Source organism: Micromonospora sp. NPDC020750 (assembly GCF_044334565.1).
In the GTDB taxonomy this organism is placed as follows: domain Bacteria; phylum Actinomycetota; class Actinomycetes; order Mycobacteriales; family Micromonosporaceae; genus Micromonospora.
The window spans coordinates 314,409-332,558 of record NZ_JBIRTH010000006.1 but is presented as its reverse complement, the minus strand read 5'-3'; the positions used below and the strand labels follow the sequence as shown (position 1 = coordinate 332,558).

The 18,150-nt window shown below is 75.0% G+C and carries 16 protein-coding genes; 12 read left to right on the top strand and 4 right to left on the bottom strand.

Going from position 1 to position 18,150, the window contains the following annotated elements:
* Positions 1–120: 120 nt before the first annotated feature.
* Complete coding sequence (locus ACH4T9_RS20800) at positions 121–1,002, top strand: hypothetical protein (RefSeq protein ID WP_396673437.1); 882 nt, start codon at positions 121–123, stop codon at positions 1,000–1,002.
* Between the two features lie 16 nt (positions 1,003–1,018).
* Here the strand turns inward: ACH4T9_RS20800 and ACH4T9_RS20795 are convergent, their stop codons facing one another.
* Positions 1,019–1,513, bottom strand: coding sequence for a DUF3093 domain-containing protein (locus tag ACH4T9_RS20795; RefSeq protein ID WP_396673338.1), 495 nt, complete (start codon positions 1,511–1,513; stop codon positions 1,019–1,021).
* 84 nt (positions 1,514–1,597) lie between these two features.
* On the opposite strand from ACH4T9_RS20795, the gene dut reads away from it, so the two are divergent.
* From dut to ACH4T9_RS20775, 4 genes are all read left to right on the top strand, one after another.
* Positions 1,598–2,104, top strand: a complete 507-nt coding sequence (gene dut / locus ACH4T9_RS20790; protein WP_396673337.1) for a dUTP diphosphatase — start codon at positions 1,598–1,600, stop codon at positions 2,102–2,104.
* 25 nt (positions 2,105–2,129) lie between these two features.
* Positions 2,130–2,804 carry a DUF3710 domain-containing protein gene (locus tag ACH4T9_RS20785; protein ID WP_396673336.1) on the top strand — a complete coding sequence of 225 codons (675 nt, stop codon included), beginning with the start codon at positions 2,130–2,132 and terminating at the stop codon, positions 2,802–2,804.
* Between the two features lie 159 nt (positions 2,805–2,963).
* Positions 2,964–3,347, top strand: coding sequence for an OB-fold nucleic acid binding domain-containing protein (locus tag ACH4T9_RS20780; RefSeq protein WP_396673335.1), 384 nt, complete (start codon positions 2,964–2,966; stop codon positions 3,345–3,347).
* A 31-nt stretch (positions 3,348–3,378) separates the two neighbouring features.
* On the top strand, positions 3,379–4,065 hold the full coding sequence (locus tag ACH4T9_RS20775; protein WP_396673334.1) for a DUF3159 domain-containing protein: 687 nt from the start codon (positions 3,379–3,381) through the stop codon (positions 4,063–4,065).
* Positions 4,066–4,090: 25 nt separating this feature from the next.
* Here the strand turns inward: ACH4T9_RS20775 and ACH4T9_RS20770 are convergent, their stop codons facing one another.
* The gene (locus ACH4T9_RS20770; protein WP_396673332.1) at positions 4,091–4,780 is read right to left on the bottom strand and encodes a potassium channel family protein; all 690 of its coding nucleotides are present in this window, start codon (positions 4,778–4,780) and stop codon (positions 4,091–4,093) included.
* A gap of 2 nt (positions 4,781–4,782) precedes the next feature.
* Positions 4,783–5,448, bottom strand: a complete 666-nt coding sequence (locus ACH4T9_RS20765; RefSeq protein WP_396673331.1) for a potassium channel family protein — start codon at positions 5,446–5,448, stop codon at positions 4,783–4,785.
* A 170-nt stretch (positions 5,449–5,618) separates the two neighbouring features.
* Between ACH4T9_RS20765 and ACH4T9_RS20760 the strand changes: the two genes are divergently transcribed.
* The 5 genes from ACH4T9_RS20760 (at position 5,619) to ACH4T9_RS20740 (ending at position 12,806) form a co-directional block, all read left to right on the top strand.
* Complete coding sequence (locus ACH4T9_RS20760; protein ID WP_396673330.1) at positions 5,619–7,691, top strand: APC family permease; 2,073 nt, start codon at positions 5,619–5,621, stop codon at positions 7,689–7,691.
* Entirely contained in the window at positions 7,688–9,004 is a 1,317-nt protein-coding gene (locus ACH4T9_RS20755) for a class I SAM-dependent RNA methyltransferase (RefSeq protein ID WP_396673329.1), read from the top strand. Before ACH4T9_RS20760 ends, ACH4T9_RS20755 begins: the two co-directional genes overlap by 4 nt.
* Before the next feature lie 6 nt (positions 9,005–9,010).
* Complete coding sequence (locus tag ACH4T9_RS20750; RefSeq protein ID WP_396673328.1) at positions 9,011–10,174, top strand: anhydro-N-acetylmuramic acid kinase; 1,164 nt, start codon at positions 9,011–9,013, stop codon at positions 10,172–10,174.
* 72 nt (positions 10,175–10,246) lie between these two features.
* Positions 10,247–12,202: a 1-deoxy-D-xylulose-5-phosphate synthase gene (gene dxs, locus ACH4T9_RS20745; RefSeq protein WP_396673327.1), complete on the top strand. Its 1,956-nt coding sequence runs from the start codon at positions 10,247–10,249 to the stop codon at positions 12,200–12,202.
* A 268-nt stretch (positions 12,203–12,470) separates the two neighbouring features.
* A complete protein-coding gene (locus tag ACH4T9_RS20740) occupies positions 12,471–12,806 on the top strand; it encodes an Atu4866 domain-containing protein (protein ID WP_396673326.1) in 336 nt (111 codons plus the stop codon).
* Positions 12,807–12,843: 37 nt separating this feature from the next.
* Here the strand turns inward: ACH4T9_RS20740 and ACH4T9_RS20735 are convergent, their stop codons facing one another.
* Positions 12,844–14,037 carry a hypothetical protein gene (locus ACH4T9_RS20735; RefSeq protein ID WP_396673325.1) on the bottom strand — a complete coding sequence of 398 codons (1,194 nt, stop codon included), beginning with the start codon at positions 14,035–14,037 and terminating at the stop codon, positions 12,844–12,846.
* A 172-nt stretch (positions 14,038–14,209) separates the two neighbouring features.
* On the opposite strand from ACH4T9_RS20735, the gene ACH4T9_RS20730 reads away from it, so the two are divergent.
* Together ACH4T9_RS20730 and ACH4T9_RS20725 are read left to right on the top strand one after the other, a co-directional pair.
* Entirely contained in the window at positions 14,210–16,225 is a 2,016-nt protein-coding gene (locus tag ACH4T9_RS20730) for a hypothetical protein (RefSeq protein ID WP_396673324.1), read from the top strand.
* The gene (locus ACH4T9_RS20725) at positions 16,183–18,120 is read left to right on the top strand and encodes a hypothetical protein (RefSeq protein WP_396673323.1); all 1,938 of its coding nucleotides are present in this window, start codon (positions 16,183–16,185) and stop codon (positions 18,118–18,120) included. The genes ACH4T9_RS20730 and ACH4T9_RS20725 overlap by 43 nt, the downstream gene beginning before the upstream one ends.
* Positions 18,121–18,150 lie beyond the last annotated feature (30 nt).

Sequence of the window (18,150 nt, the reverse complement as noted above, 5' to 3'; positions counted from 1 at the left end):
TGACTCGTCACAGCAGCTTCCACCCACACCCATCGGGGAGGTCGGCGCATGGGCGAGCGCAGCGACGACGGCGCGGGCGGAGGACCGGTCACCGGCGGGCCGGCCATGCCCGGTCCGACCATGCCCGACGCCGCTGAGCGCGACGTGGGCGGGTCGGTCGGGGCCGAGCACGTCGCGGTCAGGCCGGACGCGGCGGCGCCGGGTGCCGACCGGCGCGACGTGACCGGGCGCGACGGGCCGGACGACGGCCGGACCGAGATCGGCGCCACCGTCGCCGCGCTGACCGCCGACGACCTCGAGCCGGCCCGGCGGCGGCAGCTGTTGACCCGGCTCGTCGGGCAGGTGCGCGTCCGAGGGCTCGCCGACCTGTTCAAGCCGACGGCCGCCGTGCGGTGGATGACCGACGCCGTCGCCGAGGTCGCCCCACACGTGCCCGTTCGTGACCTGGCCACCCTGCGTCGGCACTTCCCGGGCCTGAACGACGAGGCGCTGGCCGACCGGCTGATCCGCAACGCCGCCCGGACGACCGCCGGGATCGGCGCGGCCGGCGGTGGGATCGCGGCCGTGGAGTGGACGGTAGCCCCCACGCTCCTCTCCGCGCCGGTGCTGCTGGCCGCCGAGACGGTCGCGGTCGTGGCCGTCGAGCTGAAGATGATCGGCGAGCTGCACGAGGTGTACGGTGCCCCGCTGCCCACCGGCGGCAGCCAGCGGACGGTGGCCGTGGTCCAGTCCTGGGCCGGCCAGCGCGGGATCAACCCGATGCTGCCCGGAGTGGGCGTCGGCGCGGTGCTCGGCACGGCGGCGCGCAAGGAACTGCGGGACACCCTGCTCAAGCGCTTCGGCCGAAACCTGACCACCCTCGGCCCGTTCCTGACCGGGGCGGCGGTGGCCAGCTACCTCAACCGGCGGGCCACCCGGTCCCTCGCCGATCAGCTCCGTGCCGACCTGCGCCGGCAGCGCCGGACGTTGCCGGGCGGCGGCAACCCACCCGCGCTGCCCTGAGCCGGCCCCGGCAGGGTCAGGCGGAGGCGTCGCGGGCGGCGAGGAGCGCCGCGGCGAGGCGTACCGGGTCGCGGGTGCTGACCACCCAGAACGGGGTGGGGTCGGCGGGGTCGTCGAGCACCACCTGCACCGCCCCGGCGATCCACGGGCGCTGGACCACGAAGGCGAGGGGGTCGGCCCCGACACCGAGCACCTCGCGGCGGCCGGTGGCGTCCAGCGGGACGGCGTCGGCCACGAACCGCACCGGCAGCCGGGCGTCGTCGACCCGTAGCTCCCCGTCGGCCACCGCGACCCGGATCCGTCCCAGCCACCACAGGGCGGCCACCGCCGCCGGCGGCAGCAGCACGAACGGCAGCCAGCCGCGCGCCCCGTCGGCGCCCATCCACAGCTCCAGGGCGAGGAAGCCGCCGAGGGCCAGACCGGCCAGCCAGGCCCACCAGGGCAGGCTGAGCCGTTCCGCATAGGCGGTGGTCACGGTGGTGGCGGGGGGCGAGGACGGCGATCGGCTCACTCCTGCAAGGGTACGGCGCACGAGCGGTGGTCGACCCGGCAGGATGGCAGGGTCACCCCGTGAACCGGACGGAAGAGGAAGACCGTGACCGACGACGTACCCGTGCCCGTACGGCTGCTCGATTCGGGGCTGCCGCTGCCGGCGTACGCCCATCCCGGCGACGCCGGGGCCGACCTGACGGCCGCCGCGGACGTGGAGCTGCCCCCCGGCGGGCGGGCCCTGGTCCCCACCGGCGTGGCGATCGCCCTCCCGGAGGGGTACGTCGGCCTGGTGCACCCCCGGTCGGGCCTGGCGGCCAGGCTCGGCGTGACGGTGCTCAACGCGCCCGGTACGGTCGACGCCGGCTACCGGGGTGAGATCCTCGTCAACCTGATCAACCATGATCGGGAGGAACCGGCGAAGATCTCCCGTGGCGATCGGATCGCGCAGCTCGTTGTCCAGCGGGTGGAGCGGGTCGATTTCCGGCCGGTGGCCGAGCTGCCGCCGTCCCGGCGGGGCGCCGGTGGGCACGGCTCGACCGGTGGACACGCCGGGCTCGTCCCGCCGTCGGTGGACCGGGCCAGCGGCCAGTCGGAAGAGGTGGCAGGGTGAGTGCGAACAGCGGAGGGTGGGCGCAGTGATCTTCTCCCGAAAGCGGGCCGGTGGCGGTCGGCAGGGCCGTGACGAGCGGGCCACCGAGGTCCTGGACGGGCACGACGCCGAGGCGTCGGGGCCGGAGCGCGGCCCGTATGACGTCGCCGAGGCCCCGGACGGGGTGCAGCGGCTCGACCTGGGCAGCCTCCAGATCCCGGCGGTGGCCGACGTCGAGGTGCGCGTGCAGGCCGACCCGGAGGGCGTGATCCAGCAGGTCGTCCTCGTGCACGGCGAGAGCGCGTTGCAGCTCGGCGTCTTCGCCGCGCCCCGCTCCGACGGCATCTGGGACGAGGTGCGCGAGGAGATCCGCCAGTCCCTGTTCAACGACGGCGTTGCCGCCCAGGAGGTGCAGGGCGAGTACGGCCCTGAGCTGCGCGCCCGGGTGCGTACCCCGGACGGCCTGACCGATCTGCGGTTCGTCGGCGTCGACGGCCCCCGCTGGATGGTCCGCGGCGTCTTCCAGGGCGCCGCCGCCACCGACCCGGCCGCCGCCGGCCCCCTGGCCGAGTGCCTGGACGGGCTGGTCGTCGACCGCGGCCAGGAGGCCAAGCCGGTGCGCGAGCCGCTGCCGCTGCGGCTGCCCCGCGAGGTCGCCGAGCAGGCCGGCGAGCAGGCCGGCGAGGGTGCCCCGGGGGCCCCGGGCCCGATCGAGGCCTGACCCGACGTTCGCCCGTGTCCGGGCCGGTCCGTCGGCGCTCCGCCGGCGGCCCGTCCCGGGCGGCCGGGTGGTCTGCCCTGCCCGCCGCTCGGCGTACGCTGGCGGGACGGTCCGGCAGGCGCGGGGCCGCCCGGCGGAGGAGAGGGTGACGCGGAGGTCATGACGACCGACGAGGGCAGCAAGGGCTCGCTGCGGCGGCTCCTGCACCGGCTCACCGCGAGCGAGGCCGAGATCGAGGCGCAGGAGCTGCGCCGGGAGAGCGCGCAGTCCGGCGGCACGCCGGCCCGGCAGTGCATGCGCGGTCAGGTGGTCTCGGTCACCGGCAGGTTGCGCACCGTGGTCTACACTCCTCGGACCAACCTGCCCACCCTGGAGGCCGACCTGTACGACGGCAGCGACGTGGTGACCCTGGTGTGGCTCGGCCGGCGGCACATCGCCGGCATCGAACCGGGACGCCACCTGACCGCCCGGGGCCGGGTGGCGGTGCGGGATGACCGCAAGGTCATCTACAACCCGTACTACGAGCTGGAGTCGCCGAAGTGACGGCGCGGACGCCGGGAACGGGAGAGACGCGATGACCACCGGACAGCACCGGACGACCGAACCGGGGACCGGCCCGGAGGACTCCGAGCGGCTGCCGAGCCTCGCCGAGCAGATGGCCGACCAGCTCGGCGGCTGGCGTGGGCTGGTCGAGTCCAGCATCCCGGTGGTCGTCTTCGTGATCGCCAACATCCTCGGCGAGCTGCGACCCGCGGTGATCGCCTCGGTGGCCGTGGGCCTGCTCATCGCCGGGCTGCGGCTGGCCCAGCGCCGGCCGGTGCGGCACGCGGTCAACGGCCTGTTCGGCATCGGCATCGGCGCGGCGATCGCCTGGCGCACCGGCGACGAACGCGACTTCTACCTACCGGGCATCCTCTACGGCATCGGGTACGGGCTGGCCCTGCTCGTGTCGGCGGCGATCCGGCAGCCCCTGGTGGGCTGGATCTGGTCGGTGCTGGTGGCCAAGGGACGCTCCGAGTGGCGGGACGACCCGCGCCTGGTGCGCACCTTCACCCAGCTGACCGTGCTCTGGGGCGTGGTGTGGCTGGCCAAGGTCGGCGTGCAGGCCGGCCTCTACCTCGCCCACCAGGACACCGCCCTCGGCATCGCCCGGCTGGCCCTGGGCTACCCGCCGTACGCGCTGTTGCTGCTGATCACGGTGTGGACGGTGCGCCGGGTGACCCGCGAGGCCGCCGCCCCGGAGCCGCTGCCCGGGGCCTGAGCAGCCCACGCCCGCGACCGGCCGCTCAGCGCGTGCCGCGGGTCCGCTCGACGCTGTCCGGGCCGAGGATCACCGTGCGGACCTCGTCCTCCACCTCGGCGGTGCAGACGAAGACCAGCTCGTCGCCGGCCTCGATCGGGTCGTCCGGGCTGGGCACCAGCACCCGCTTGCCGCGCAGGATCGCCACCAGGGCGGCGTCCCGGGGGATCGGCACCGCGTGGATCGGCTGCCCCACGTACGGGGCGGTCGGCGGCAGGGTGATCTCCACCAGGTTCGCCTCACCCTGACGGAACGTCATCAGCCGCACCAGATCGCCGACGGTGACCGCCTCCTCGACCAGCGCCGCCATCACCCGCGGCTTGCTCACCGAGACGTCGACGCCCCACTGCTCGGTGAACAGCCACTCGTTCTCGGCCCGGTTGACCCGGGCCACCACCCGGGGCACCGCGAACTCGGTCTTGGCCAACAGCGACACCACCAGGTTGACCTTGTCGTCCCCGGTCGCCGCGACCACCACGTCGCAGCCGGCGATGTCGGCCTCCTCCAGGCTGGCCAGCTCGCACGCGTCGGCGAGCACCCAGTCGGCGGCGGGCACCCGGTCCGGCCGCAGCATCCGGGGCTGACGCTCGATCAGCATCACCTGGTGGCCGTTGTCGATCAGCTCCTGGGCGATCGAGCGGCCCACGTTGCCGGCGCCGGCGATGGCGATCCGCATCTTCAGTGCGCTCCTTCCGGCGGGCTCCCCGCCGCCGACGTGACCGACGTCATGATGTCGTCGGTGACCAGCATGAAGACCTGGTCGCCCTCCTGCACGACGGTGGACCCGGTGGGCAACGTGCCGATGCCGAAGCGGGACAGGTACGCCACCCGGGCGCCGGCCGCCGCCTCGACGGCCCGCAGCGGCCGGCCGATCCAGTCCTTGTGCACCGGCACCTCGATGATCGACACGGTGCTGGTCGGGTCCCGGAAGATCTCCACGTTGCCCTCGGGGACCAGGTGTCGCAGCATCCGGTCGGCCGTCCACCGGACGGTGGCCACGGTGGGGATGCCCAGCCGCTCGTAGACCTGCGCCCGGCGCGGGTCGTAGATCCGGGCGGCCACCCGGGAGACGCCGAAGGTCTCGCGGGCCAGCCGGGCCGAGATGATGTTCGAGTTGTCTCCGCTGGAGACCGCGGCGAAGGCGTCCGCCCGCTCGATGCCGGCCTGCCGCAGGACCTCGCCGTCGAAGCCGGCGCCGGTGACGGTGACGCCGGCGAAGCTCGGGCTGAGCCGGCGGAACGCGTCGGCGTCCTGGTCGATGACCGCCACCGAGTGCCCCCGGGACTCCAGGCTCTGGGCCAGGTTCGACCCGACCCGGCCGCAGCCCATGATCACGACATGCACGGTGTCCCTCCCAAGGTGCGCGCACCCGCCCGGCCTCGCCGGTGACCTGTTCGACTGCGAGCCTGCCACGTCCTGGTCGCAGGCGGGGGACGACGGTACCGCGCCCTTCCAGGACCCCGTGCTCCGCCACCCCCGGCGACCGTGGGCCGGTGGTCGTACCCTTAGCGCTTGTGGCCAGTCCCACCTCGCTGCTGAAGCGGCTGCTCGTCGGTCGACCGTTCCGGTCCGACCGGCTTCAGCACACCCTCCTGCCGAAGCGCATCGCGCTGCCCGTCTTCGCCTCCGACGCGCTGTCCAGCGTCGCGTACGCCCCGGACGAGATCCTGCTGACGCTGTCCATCGCGGGCGCGTCGGCGTTCATCTTCTCGCCGTGGATCGCGCTCGCGGTGGTCGTGGTGATGCTGACGGTGGTGGCCAGCTACCGGCAGAACGTGCACGCCTACCCCTCGGGCGGCGGCGACTACGAGGTGGCCACGGTCAACCTCGGCCCCCGGGCCGGCGTCGCGGTGGCCAGCGCCCTGCTGGTCGACTACGTGCTCACCGTCGCCGTGTCGGTCTCCTCCGGGGTGGCCAACCTGGGCTCGGTGGTGCCGTTCGTGGCCACCCACAAGGTGCTCATCGCGGTCAGCGCGGTGGTGGTGCTCACCGCGGTGAACCTGCGCGGCCTGCGCGAGTCCGGTACCGCGTTCGCCATCCCGACGTACGGCTTCGTGATCGTGATGGGCGGGATGATCCTCACCGGCCTGGTCCGGGTGTTCGTCCTCGGCCACGACCTGCGCGCCCCGAGCGCCGGCCTGGAGATCCAGGCCGAGCACAGCGTCACCGGTTTCGCGCTGATCTTCCTGCTGCTGCGCACCTTCTCGTCCGGCTGCGCCGCGCTCACCGGCGTGGAGGCGATCTCCAACGGGGTGCCGGCGTTCAAGAAGCCGAAGAGCCGCAACGCCGCCACCACCCTGCTGCTGCTCGGCACCATCTCGGTGAGCATGCTGGTCGGCATCATCTGGCTGGCCCGGCTGACCGGCCTCCAGTTCGTCGAGGACCCGGTGCGGCAGATCCTCTCCGGCCCCGACGGGTACGTGCAGAAGACCGTCACCGCCCAGCTCGGCGAGACGGTGTTCGGCTCCGGGTCGATCCTGTTGTACGTGGTCGCCGGGGTGACCGCGCTGATCCTCTTCCTGGCCGCGAACACCGCGTTCAACGGTTTCCCGGTGCTCGGCTCGATCCTCGCCCAGGACCGCTACCTGCCCCGGCAACTGCACACCCGGGGCGACCGGCTGGCGTTCTCCAACGGAATCATCTTGCTGGGTGTCTTCGCGGTGGTGCTGATCGTCGGCTTCCAGGCCGAGGTGACGAGGCTGATCCAGCTCTACATCGTCGGCGTCTTCGTCTCGTTCACGCTCTCCCAGGCCGGCATGATCCGGCACTGGAACCGGCGCCTGCGCACCGAGCGGGACGCCCAGGCCCGGCGCCGGATGATCCGGTCCCGGGCGATCAACACCTTCGGCATGGCGCTGACGGGCGCGGTGCTGGTCGTCGTGCTGATCACCAAGTTCCTGCTCGGCGCGTGGATCGCCATCGTCGCGATGGCGTTGATCTACGTGCTGATGCTGGCCATCCGCCGGCACTACGACCGGGTCGCCGCCGAGCTGGAGCCGACCGAGGCCCGGGGCGTGCTGCCCGCCCGAAACCACGCCATCGTGCTGGTCAGCAAGCTGCACCAGCCGACCCTGCGGGCCGTCGCGTACGCCCGGGCCACCCGGCCGGACACGTTGACGGCGGTGACGGTCAACGTCGACGAGAAGGACACCCGGCACCTCCAGGCCGACTGGGAGCGGAGGGAACTGCCGGTGCCGCTGACCGTGATCGACTCGCCGTACCGGGAGATCACCCGGCCGATCCTCGACTTCGTGGCCAACACCCGCCGGGAGTCGCCGCGCGACGTGGTCACGGTCTTCATCCCCGAGTACGTCGTCGGGCGCTGGTGGGAGAACCTGTTGCACAACCAGAGCGCGCTGCGGCTGAAGGGGCGGCTGCTGTTCGAGCCGGGCGTGATGGTGACCAGCGTGCCGTGGCAGCTCGCCTCGACCGCCGGCAAGAACCTCGACCGGCTGGACGCGATGCTGAGCCGGGGCCCCGCCCGCGGCCCCCGGGTCGCCCCACGCAGCACCCTGCCGCCGCCGGCGCCGCCGGTGGCCTCCGTCCCGCCCGGCGAGAGCACCCCGATCGAGGGAGACCAACGATGACCGCAGTGGACGTGGGCGACGGCGACCGGCACGGGCCGCTGGACACCGGGTCGGGCGACACCGGGTCGGGCGACGGGGACCGGCGCGGGCTGGAGGAGGCCGAGCGGGTCGAGTTGACCGTCGACGCGGTCGCCCCCGGCGGGCACTGCGTGGCCCGGGTGGACGGCCAGGTGGTCTTCGTCCGGCACGCGCTGCCCGGCGAGCGGGTGGTCGCCGAGGTCACCGAGGTGCACCGCGGGTTCGTCCGGGCCGACGCGGTGACGGTGCTCGACGCCGCCCCGGAGCGGGTCGAGCCGCCCTGCCCGTACGCGGGGCCCGGCCGCTGCGGCGGCTGCGACCTCCAGCACGTCGCGCCCCAGGCCCAGCTCGACTGGAAGACGTCGGTGGTGCGCGAGCAGCTCAGCCGCCTCGGCGGACTCACCGACTCCGAGATCGACCGGCTCGGCGTCCGGGTCGCGGCGCTGCCCGGCGGGCCGCTGGGCTGGCGCTCCCGGGTCCGCTACGCGGTCGACGCCACCGGCCGGGCCGGGCTGCTCAAGCACCGCTCGCACGAGGTGGTGCCGATCGACCGCTGCCTGATCGCCCACCCGGCGATCCAGGAGCTGCCGGTGCTCGCCCCGAGCGGGGCCCGCTGGCCCGAGGCGGACGCGGTGGAGACGGTGGCCTCCACCGGCGGCGACGTCACCGTCACGGCCCTGGCCGACGGGGTGCCCACCCCGGTCGACGGTCCGCCGACGGTCCGCGAGGTGGCCGCCGGCCGGGACTGGACGCTGCCCGCGTCCGGCTTCTGGCAGGTGCACCCGGCCGCGGCGGACACCCTGGTCGACGCCGTGCTCGACCTGCTCGCCCCGAAGCCGGGCGAGTCGGCCTGGGACCTCTACGGCGGGGCGGGGCTGTTCGCCGCCGCGCTCGTCGGGCGGGTCGGCCCGGACACCCGGGTCACCGTCGTCGAGTCCGCCGCGCCGAGCGTCGCCGCCGCCCGGGAGAACCTGCGGGACATGCCCCGGGTCGAGGTGGTGGCGGCCCGGGTGGAGACCGCGCTGGCCCGCCGCCGGATCACCGGGCCGGTGGACCTGGTGGTGCTGGACCCGCCGCGCACCGGGGCGGGCGCGCAGGTGGTGCGGGACGTGCTGGCCGCCTCCCCGCGCGCCGTGGCGTACGTGTCCTGCGACCCGGCCGCCTTCGCCCGGGACGTGCGGACGTTCGCCGAGGCGGGGTGGCAGCTGGCGGAGCTGCGCGGCTTCGACCTGTTCCCGATGACCCAGCACGTCGAGGTGGTCGGGCTGCTGCTGCCGCCGGCCGCCGGGAAGTAGCCGGTCGTGCGGATCGTCGGGCTGATGTCGGGGACGTCGTACGACGGGGTGGACGTGGCCGCGGCGGAGTTCACGGTCGACGGCGACGCACTGCGGCTGCGTCCGTTGGGGTTCGTCAGCCTGGACCTCGACGACGGGCTGCGAGCGGAGATCGGGGCGCTGCTGCCGCCGAACCCGACCACGATCGAGGCGGTCTGCCGGCTGGACAACCGGCTCGGCGAGGTGTTCGCCGAGGCGGCGGCGCGCGGGGTGGAGCTGGCCGGCGGGCGGGTCGACGCGGTCGTCTCGCCCGGGCAGACCGTGTTCCACTGGGTCGACGGGGGCCGGGCGCGGGGCACCCTCCAGCTCGGCACGCCGGCCCGGGTGGCCGCGCGGGTGGGCGTACCGGTGCTGTCGGACCTGCGGTCGGCGGACGTCGCGGCCGGCGGGCAGGGCGCGCCCCTGGTGCCGGCCTTCGACGCGCTGCTGCTGGGCGGCCGGGCCGGGCCGCCCCGGGCGGCGCTCAACCTGGGCGGCATCGCCAACCTCACCGTGGTCGCGCCGGGCGCCCCGGTCCTCGGGTACGACGTGGGCCCGGCCAACGCCCTGCTCGACGCGGCGGCCCGGCGGTTCCTCGGCCGCCCCTGCGACCTCGACGGGGCCCGGGCGGCGGCCGGTCGGGTGCACGCCGGACTGCTGGAGCTGCTGCTCGCCGAGCCGTACTACGCCGCGCCGCCGCCGAAGTCCACCGGCAAGGAGCTGTTCCACGCCGGCTACCTGGACGACCGGCTCGCCGCGCTCGGCGAGCCGGTGGCCGCCGACGACGTGCTGGCCACGCTGACCGAGCTGACCGCCCGGACGGTCGCCGCCGAGTGCGACCGGCACGGGGTGGCCGAGGTGGTGGCCGCCGGGGGCGGGGTGCGCAATCCCACACTTCGGGGCCGGCTGGCCGCGCTCGGCGGGGGCCGGTGGCGGCTGCGCGCCAGCGACGAGCTGGGGGTGCCGACCCAGGCCAAGGAGGCGTACGCGTTCGCCCTGCTCGGTTGGCTCTCCTGGCACGGCCTGCCAGGGGCGATCCCGTCGGTCACCGGGGCCCGGGAGGCGGCCGTGCTGGGCTCCTGGACACCGTCCGGACCGGCCCGCTCCGCGCCGCCGGTCACTCCGCCCCGACGGCTGGTGATCACGGCCTGACTGTCCCCCCGGTCAGACGGCTGGTTGCCGGCCGGGCTGCGGACTACCGGCCGGCCGATAGACTCTTCGCTCATGAGCGTTGAAGAGGACACGGCCAACCACGGCCGGCTGCTGGGCACAGTGCGGGGTCCGCAGGACGTGAAGCGGATGACGGCCGAGCAGCTGGACATCCTCGCCGCCGAGATCCGCGACTTCCTGATCGCCAAGGTCTCCCGCACCGGTGGGCACGTCGGGCCCAACCTGGGCGTGGTGGAGCTGACCCTGGCGATGCACCGGGTCTTCGACTCCCCCCGGGACCGGCTCCTGTTCGACACCGGCCACCAGTCGTACGTGCACAAGATCCTCACCGGCCGGCAGGACGGCTTCGACAAGCTGCGCCAGCGCGGCGGCCTCTCCGGCTACCCGAGCCAGGCCGAGAGCGAGCACGACCTGGTCGAGAACTCGCACGCCTCCACCGCCCTGTCCTACGCCGACGGCCTGGCCAAGGCGTACGCGCTGCGCGGCGAGCAGCGCAGCGTGGTCGCCGTGGTCGGCGACGGTGCGCTGACCGGCGGCATGTGCTGGGAGGCGCTGAACAACATCGCCACCGCCGGCAACTCGCTGGTGATCGTGGTCAACGACAACGGCCGCTCCTACTCGCCGACGATCGGCGGCCTGGCGGACCACCTGTCGTCGCTGCGGCTCAACCCCGGCTACGAGAAGGTGCTGGACACCGTCAAGGACGCGCTCGGCAACACCCCGTTCGTGGGCAAGCCGATGTTCGAGGTGCTGCACGCGGTCAAGAAGGGCATCAAGGACGCGGTCGCCCCGCAGGCGATGTTCGAGGACCTGGGCATCAAGTACGTCGGCCCGGTCGACGGCCACGACCGCGAGGCGGTCGAGTCGGCGCTGCGGGCCGCGAAGAACTTCGGCGGGCCGGTGATCGTGCACGCCGTCACCCGCAAGGGCTACGGCTACCGCCCGGCCGAGGAGGACGAGGCGGACTGTTTCCACGGCCCCGGCGCCTTCCACGTGGAGACCGGCAAGCTGGTCGCCGCCCCCTCGGTGAAGTGGACCCACGTCTTCGCCGACGAGCTGGTCGCGATCGCCGACGCCCGGCCCGATGTGGTGGGCATCACCGCCGCGATGGCCGAGCCCACCGGCATCGCCAAGCTGGCCCGCAAGCACCCCGGCCGGGTCTACGACGTCGGCATCGCCGAGCAGCACGCCGTGACCTCGGCCGCCGGGCTGGCCCTGGGCGGGCTGCACCCGGTGGTGGCGGTCTACGCGACCTTCCTCAACCGGGCCTTCGACCAGGTCCTGCTCGACGTGGCGATGCACAAGCTGCCGGTGACGTTCGTGCTGGACCGGGCCGGGATCACCGGCCCGGACGGGCCGAGCCACTACGGCATGTGGGACATGGCCGTCTTCGGGGTGGTGCCGGGCCTGCGCATCGCCGCGCCCCGGGACGCCGCGACCCTGCGCGAGGAGCTGCGCGAGGCGGTCGCCGTGGACGACGGCCCGACCATCGTCCGGTTCCCGACCGGCACCGTCGCCGCCGACCTGCCGGCCGTGCGCCGGGTCGGGACGGTCGACGTGCTCGCCGAGTCGGCACGTAAGGACGTGCTGCTGGTCGCGATCGGCTCGTTCGGGCAGCTCGGCATGGAGGTCGCCACCCGGGTCGCCGAGCAGGGCTACGGGGTGACCGTGGTCGACCCGCGCTGGGTCCGGCCCGTCCCCGCCGAGCTGGTCGAGCTGGCCGCCGCCCACCGCCTCGTCGTCACCGTCGAGGACGGGGTCCGGGTCGGCGGGGTCGGCGACGCCCTCGCCCAGGCGATGCGGGACGCCGACGTCCGGGTGCCGCTGCGCGACCTGGGTGTGCCGGCCGACTGGCATCCGCACGGCACCCGCGCGCAGATCCTCGCCGACCTGGGCCTCACCGCCCAGAACATCGCCCGGGACGTGACCGGGTGGATCTCCCGCCTGGACGCCCAGCAGGACGAGCCGGTCGGCCTGCCGACCGGCCGCGGAACCGCCGCGCAGAACTGAAAGAAAAGGGGCACCTTCTCGACGCGAGACGGCGAGAAGGTGCCCCTTTTTCACCGCGCCCGCGTGCCCGAAGCCCGCCGGGCGGGGTCCGGTGCCGGGTCGGCTACCCGGGGCCGGGCTGCGCTCCGGGTGGTCGGGCCCGACCACCCGAGCTCGTCGGTAGCCATGGAACGACCCTAGCCGGGGCGTGGGTCGGCTGCCTGGGTGCGTGACACCCAGGTCGAGCGCGGCCTGCCACCCGCCGGGCCGTGGCCCGAGAGTGGACGCCGTGAGTCGGTCCGACCGGGCCGGCGAGAGCAACCACCGGGAGTACACCATGCACCGCACCGGACAACCCGACGCCGACGTGGTCGGCATGTGGGTCACCGCCGACGGACACATCCGCCAGGAGTTGCGCGCCGACGGGCGCTACGACGAGGCGCGTGGCGGCCGGGCCAGCGCGTACACCGGCCGGTACACGGTCACCGGCAACCACCTCGACTATGTCGACGACACCGGGTTCACCGCCACCGGCGACATCCGGGACGGGGTGCTCCACCACGAGCACCTGGTGCTGTACCGCGATCCGGCGTGGCCGGGACGGGCGACGACGCTCGCCGGCTGACCGGACGGCGCGACGCCGGCCCGGGGCGGGGCCGGCGTCAGCGGCCGCCGACCGAGCGGTAGTAGGTCTTCTCCGCGCCGGCCAGGCTGAAGGTGGCCTTGCTCACCGGCTGTGGCACCACCACCAGCCCGGGGCGGTTGACCAGCCGGGGGGTGCCCGGCGGCACCGACAGCGAGCTGTACCGGCTGGACCGCCAGCTCAGCACCACCAACGGCTGGCCCGGCACGGGCAGCACGTACGCCTGCAGGGTGTTGGCCCGGTCGGCCGGCGAGACCACCGGGTCGCCGCCGTCGGCCGGCCGGTACACCACGGCGGTCATGGTGCCCGCGTCGGTCTCCCAGCTCAGCTGCTCCAGGTCGGCCGGGTCGCCGCCGCCCAGCGCCACCTCGCCCAGGGCGCGGACGCTCACCTTCGCCATCGGCCAGGACTCCGGCACCGAGCGGGGTGCGTCCCGGTCGCCGATCCGGCGGGGGACGCTGCCGAACGGGCCCTGTTCGTCGGCGAGCACGCAGGTGTCCAGGCCGTCCAGCGCCCGCCGGCCCGAGCCGGTCTCGTCCCGGACCAGGGGGTACCGCGGGTCCGTGGTGGCCGTACCGAGGTCGAGCAGGCGGTCGGCGGCCCGGCCGCGCGGCAGCGACCGGGTGGCCCGCAGCGTCGCGGTCAGCGCCACGGCCCGGCAGGCCGGCACGTCCACCGGGTCGGTCAGCCCGTCCCGGCTGGAAAGCGCCCGGCCCTTGGGACTGAGCAGTCGCTCCACCCGGCCGGAGAGCAGGTAGCGACGCCCGCTGCCGGTCTGTACGGGCAGCACGTCGGAGTAGACGAGGTAGCCGGGCTCGGTGTACTCGCTGGCCCGGTCGACCACGTACCGGTCGCCGTCGCGGGCCAGTTGGAGCAGCCAGGAGGCGCTCTCGCCGGGGACGTCGGCGGCCACCAGGGCCAGCGGGGCGCCGTCCACCTCACCGGACCACAGGATCCCGGACGAGGGCAGGTGCGCGCGGTCGTCGGCCGGCGTCCGCCAGGCCCGGACCGCCTCGGTGATCGCCGCCGTCGCGCCGCTGTCGCCGGCCAGCCGCCCCCGCGCGGGCCACACCCGCAGCGTCCCGTCCAGGCTGTCGTAGCCGACGGGAAGGCCGTCGGGCTTCCGGTCGGCCACCGGCCCGCAGGCCGTGCCGGCCAGCAGCAGGGTGAGCAGTGTGGTGGCCGTCATGCCGCGCCGGCGGGCTGAAGCCACCTGTACGCCCCCGATCGCGTCGCCCGGTCGTGTTCGCGCCCCACATGGTACGAGACGCCGGGACCGCGCGGACCGGCACCTCGCGCCGTCCCGTGAGCTGCGGCGGAACCGACCACATAGGACGGCCCGGTGATTTCGGGGCCTTCGTCGGCTCCGGTAGACTCCGCCGACTGTGACCCCTGCCGAGCCCCGTGGAGACTTCCCCCCGGTTCCCGACGCTCCCGTGGGGTCCGCCGCCCGGACAACGGCGGGGACCGCCGAGCCGCCGGCCGACGCGCGGCCCGTCCCCACCGAGCAGTCGGCCCCCGCCGCCGCTCCGGCCGGGCCGGCTCCCGCCGCCGCTCCGGTCCCCGCCGACTCGCCGGCCGCTCCGGCTGACGCCGACGCCGTGCCCGAAAAAACGGCCCGGGCTGCGGCGGAGCCGGGCGGGGCCCGCAAGCGGCGCCTGCGGTGGACGACCCGGCGGCGGGACCTCGCCGTGTACGGCCTCTTCCTGCTCGCCGCGCTCTGGGTGACCAGCCGGATCTGGGTCGACCCGGCGGGCCGGGTGGCGTCGCTGTACAGCAGCGACCCGGCGCAGGTGCAGTTCTTCCTCGCGCACAGCGTGCGGGTGGTGCTGCACGGGGAGTTCCCGTTCTACACCGACCAGTTCAACTTCCCCGACGGGGTCAACCTGATGGCCAACACGGCCGTCCTGGCGCTCGGCATCCCGATGGTGCCGGTGACCCTGCTCTTCGGGCCGGCCGTGTCCTTCGTAGTGCTGGTCACCCTCGGCCTCGCCGGCACCGCCGCCGCCTGGTACCGGGTGCTCTCCCGGCACGTGGTGCGCACCCCGCTGGCCGCCGCCGTCGGCGGCTGGTTCTGCGGCTTCTCCCCGGCGATGCTCTCGCACGCCAGTTGGCACCCGAACATCATCAGCCAGTTCCTGCTGCCGTTCATCGTCTGGCGGGTGCTGGTGATCACCCGGTCGCGCCGGCCGGTGCGGGACGGGGCGCTGCTGGCACTGCTCGTGGTCGTGCAGGCGTTCATCAACGAGGAGATCCTGCTCTTCACCGCGATGGCGTGCGGGGTGTTCCTGATCGCCGTGCTGGCGCAGCGGCCCGCGCTGTGGTCGGCGGCCTGGCGGCCGTTGGGTGTCGCGGTGGCGGTGTGCACCGTGCTGGCCGGGGCGCTACTGGCGTACCCGCTCTACGTGCAGTTCGCCGGACCGATGGCGTACCACGGGCTCAGCGACGCGGTCCGGGACTACGGCAACGACATCGCGGCCTTCTTCGCCCCGGGCTCGCCCACCCTCGGCGGCAACGAGCGGGCCAACGTCAACCTGGCCCCGAACTACTCCGAGGAGAACGCCTTCTTCGGCTGGAGCCTCGCCCTGCTGTCCGTCGGCATCGTGTTCTGGCTGCGCCGCGAGCCGTTGGTCCGGGCGCTCGCCGCGACCGGGGCGTTCTTCGCGGTGCTCTCGCTCGGCGAGCGGGTCTCCTGGTGGGACCGGGAGCTGTTCACCGGCCCGTGGGAGCTGCTGGTGCGGGTGCCGCTGCTGGACGCGGTGGTGCCGACCCGGTTCGGGATGATCACCACGGCGGTGATCGGCGTGCTGCTGGCGCTCGCCGTCGAGCGGATCTGGTCGCTGCGGCCGGCCGAGGCCCGTACCGTGCGCACCCTCGGCGTCGGCGCGCTGGTGCTGGCGCTGCTGCCGATCATGCCGATGCCGCTGAAGGTCACCTCGCGCCCGGCGGTGCCGAAGTTCATCACCGCCGACCGGTGGCGCCAGTACGTCGGGGCGGACCAGACCCTGGTGCCGATCCCGGTGCCCAGCATGGGCAACACCCACGGGATGCGCTGGGCCGCGTCCACCAACCTCGACTTCAAGATCCCCGGCGGCTACTTCCTCGCCCCGCGCAACGGCAACACGGGCGACCCGGGACGCTTCGGCGGCCGGCCCAGCGGGGTCGGCCGGCTGCTGGAGGAGGTGGCCACCACCGGCCGGACGCCGGAACTGGACGACCGGCAGCGCCGCCGCTCCCTCGACGAGCTGCGGCACTGGCGGGCCGCCGTCCTGGTGCTACCCGTGGGCCAGCACAACGCGGAGCCGCTGCGGCGTACCGTCGAGGAGCTGGTCGGCCCCGGGCGTCGTGAGCTGGACGTATGGGTCTGGGACGTCCGGACGCTGACCGCCCCGACGGCCTGATGGCGGCCCCGCCCGCGCCCGCCGCCGGCGACCCGGAGGAGACGGGTGGGCCGGCGTCGGCCCGGAACGCGGAGTCGGCCCGGAACGCGGCGTCGGCCCGGACCGCGGAGTCGGCCGGTGGGTCCGCCTCCGGCGGCGCGTCGGCCGGCCGCCGTCCCCGGCGGGTGCGGGGCTTCGACGTCGCGGTGGTCGCCGGCTACCTCGGCCTGGCGGTGCTGCTCACCGGCGGCCAGTGGGGACGCCCCGATCGGCTGTTCCACCAGGACAACGACCAGATGCTGTTCGAGTGGATGCTGGCCCGGGCGGCCCGCGCCGTCACCGGGCTGGAGAACCCGCTGCACAGCGCGGCCCTGAACGCGCCGGACGGGGTCAACCTGATGGCCAACACCTCGGTGCTCGGGCTGGGCGTGCCGCTGACCCCGGTGACGCTGCTGCTCGGCACCCAGCCGGCGTTCCTGGTGGCGGTGGTCGCCTGCCTCGCCGGCACCGCCACCGCCTGGTACGTCCTGTTGGCCCGCCGGCTCGTCGGCTCCCGGGTCGCCGCCGCCGTCGGTGGCCTGGTCTGCGGCTTCGCCCCCGGCATGGTCGCCCAGGCCGGGGCACACCCGCACATGGCCGCCCAGTTCCTGGTGCCACCGATCCTGGGGCTGGTGTTCCGGCCGGACCCCGGCCGGGTCGGCCGGCGCGGGGTGGCGCTCGGGCTGCTGGTGGCGTACCAGGTCTTCCTCGGCGAGGAGGTGCTGGTGTTCCTGGCGCTCGCCGCCGGCGTGCTGGCCGTCGCGTACGGTCTCGCCGACCGGGCGGCGGCCCGCCGGCTGGCGCCCGCGTTCCTCGGCCGGATCGGGGTGGGCGCGCTGGTGGCGGGGGCGCTGCTGGCGTACCCGCTGTGGTTCCAGTTCGCCGGGCCGGGCCACTACCGGGGGATGCCGTTCGACGCGCCGGGGTTCCGGCTCGACGCCGCCTCGTTCACCGCCTCGGCCCGGCAGACGGTGTTCGGCGACGACCACCTGCCCGGCCTGCTGGCCCCGAACCCGACCGAGGAGAACTCGTTCTTCGGGCCGGGCCTGCTGGTGCTCGCCGTGGTGATCGTGATCTGGCTGTGGCGTCGTCCGCTGGTCCGAGCGCTGGCCGTGGTCGGCACGCTCGCCGCGCTGCTCTCCCTCGGCACCACCGTCCGGGTGGACGGGGTGTCGACCGGGCTGCCCGGGCCGTACCGGCTCGTCGCCGGGGTGCCGCTGCTCGACCTGGTGGTGCCGGCCCGGTTCGCGCTGGTCTGCGTACCGGTGCTGGGGGTGCTGGTCGCCCTGTCCCTGGACCGGATCCGGTCGGCCGCCCCCGGCGACGGCCTGGCCGGCGGGCCGGCGGCGCCGGTGCGGCTGCTCTGGGGCGGCGCGGTGGCCGCCGCGCTGCTCCCACTCGCGCCCACCCCGATCCGCACCGTGCCGGCGTGGCCGGTGCCGGCCTTCGTGGCCGACGGCGGCTGGCGGGCGTACGTGCCGGCCGGCCGGACGCTGGTGCCCGTGCCGCCGGTGACCGGGGCCGGGGTCAGCCCGGCGACGTTCTGGTCGGCCCGGACCCGGCTGGCGTTCACCGCCCCGGGCGGCTACTTCATCGGCCCCCGCGCCGCCGACGACCCGACCGCCCGCTGGGGCGCCCCGGACCGACCGACGGCCCTGCTGCTGCGCTGGGTGGCCGAGACCGGCCAGGTGCCGGTGCTGACCGACGCGGACCGCCGGCAGGCGGCGGTGGACCTGCGGCACTGGCGGGCCGCCGTGCTGGTGCAGGGCGGCCTGGACCGGGGCGACCCGGTCCGCCGCACCGTCGACCAACTCGTCGGCCCCGGCCGCGAGATCGACGGCGCCTGGGTGTGGGACGTGCGCGGCCTGGTGGGCTGACGCCGGGGCGGGCCTCCTCCCGGGGCGCGG

Excerpts from the sequence above, each read along its gene's own strand:
- ACH4T9_RS20800 (WP_396673437.1), top strand. The coding sequence starts at position 121 with ATGCCCGACGCCGCTGAGCGCGACGTGGGCGGGTCGGTCGGGGCCGAG.
- ACH4T9_RS20780 (WP_396673335.1), top strand. The coding sequence starts at position 2,964 with ATGACGACCGACGAGGGCAGCAAGGGCTCGCTGCGGCGGCTCCTGCAC.
- ACH4T9_RS20775 (WP_396673334.1), top strand. The coding sequence starts at position 3,379 with ATGACCACCGGACAGCACCGGACGACCGAACCGGGGACCGGCCCGGAG.
- ACH4T9_RS20770 (WP_396673332.1), bottom strand. The coding sequence starts at position 4,780 with ATGCGGATCGCCATCGCCGGCGCCGGCAACGTGGGCCGCTCGATCGCC.
- ACH4T9_RS20755 (WP_396673329.1), top strand. The coding sequence starts at position 7,688 with ATGACCGCAGTGGACGTGGGCGACGGCGACCGGCACGGGCCGCTGGAC.
- dxs (WP_396673327.1), top strand. The coding sequence starts at position 10,247 with ATGAGCGTTGAAGAGGACACGGCCAACCACGGCCGGCTGCTGGGCACA.
- ACH4T9_RS20725 (WP_396673323.1), top strand. The coding sequence starts at position 16,183 with ATGGGTCTGGGACGTCCGGACGCTGACCGCCCCGACGGCCTGATGGCG.